The following is a 1,132-nucleotide window of genomic DNA, read 5'->3' on the forward strand; positions in this document are numbered from 1 at the left end:
TTCTTCTGACGGCCGGCGCAAGCGCTCCAATCGCTCCAAGACTTTGAGTATCGTGTAGTCCTCACCGGCATTTTCGGCCAGCTGGGGGTCGATGCGTTCGCCCAACCACCGTGCCTTGGGCAGCACCATCTTGCCCTTGATGCGCAGGCTCTGGTGGATCAGGTGTTCATAGAAACCGCCACCCTCGTCACTGGGGAGCAGCAGGTGGTGGTCGCCCCGCTGATCAGCGCGCGCACGCACGTCATACATGCATTGCGCAATGGCGCCCTTGAGTTCCTCAGGAGCCTTGACCACCTTGGCACGACTGCCTTCCAGCTCCTGGAGCATGTACACCGAAAATTCGTCAAAGGTGTTGATCCAGAGTTCTTTGACGGCTTCGGCCGGAACGCCGATTTTCTGTAGCGCGCGCCGAAACGCCAGCCCCGCCACGTCGGTGTAGGTCAGAGTCAGGATCTTCTTGGGCAAATAGCGCCCGGTTTTTCGCCGCTGACTCTCCAGTACCTCGGCAACTTTGAGCGCAAGGCTGGTGGTTTTTGCGGCCCCAGCATTTGCGTTCACGATGATGGATGGGCAACTGCTGGTTTGCAGCTCCACCTGCTGTCGCGAAGGCGTGATGTTTTGTGGATGGAAAAGCGGTGATGACGTCATTGCGACCATGGTTTGTTCTTATCTGGGATGCGTGGCATCTTAAGCGCCTGGTCTGCGACCGGAGCACAGTATCGCCGGCTGCCATTCTTCAAAGTCAGGGTTCGCAAGCGAACAGATTGCAAACTGCCAAGGGCTGAACATGCAACCCATGATCAGAAACATGAGATTTCTTCCAAAAGGCGCCACCGGCTTGGCCCCGCGCGCGCCGCCCAACGGTCGAAATTCAAAAATCTTTTCGCGCTGTTGAATCCAGTCGCCGAGTTCCCCCGTATTAGCTTGTAAGTACCGTCCATCTTCAGTCGATGACGGCACCCACGACCTTCCGTTTTATTTTGTTCCTCAAGGAGACCGATATGCACTTCAAATTTGGTAACGTCGCCAAAGCCTGTTTATTGTTGGTTACAGCCAGCGCAGCGATGGCTTCCAGCCACCGCGAGGCCCCTTTCATCACCACCAGCCCCAAGGTTGATGGCACAGACTTTTA

1 protein-coding gene is annotated in these 1,132 nt (G+C 56.3%); it reads right to left on the minus strand.

From position 1 onward, the window contains the following. Positions 1-657: UvrD-helicase domain-containing protein (locus AC097P_RS24575; protein ID WP_479613032.1), on the minus strand; the 657-nt coding region annotated here is incomplete at its 3' end. Positions 658-1,132: the final 475 nt, after the last annotated feature.

The organism is Rhodoferax sp. ZS1R8 (assembly GCF_056521325.1).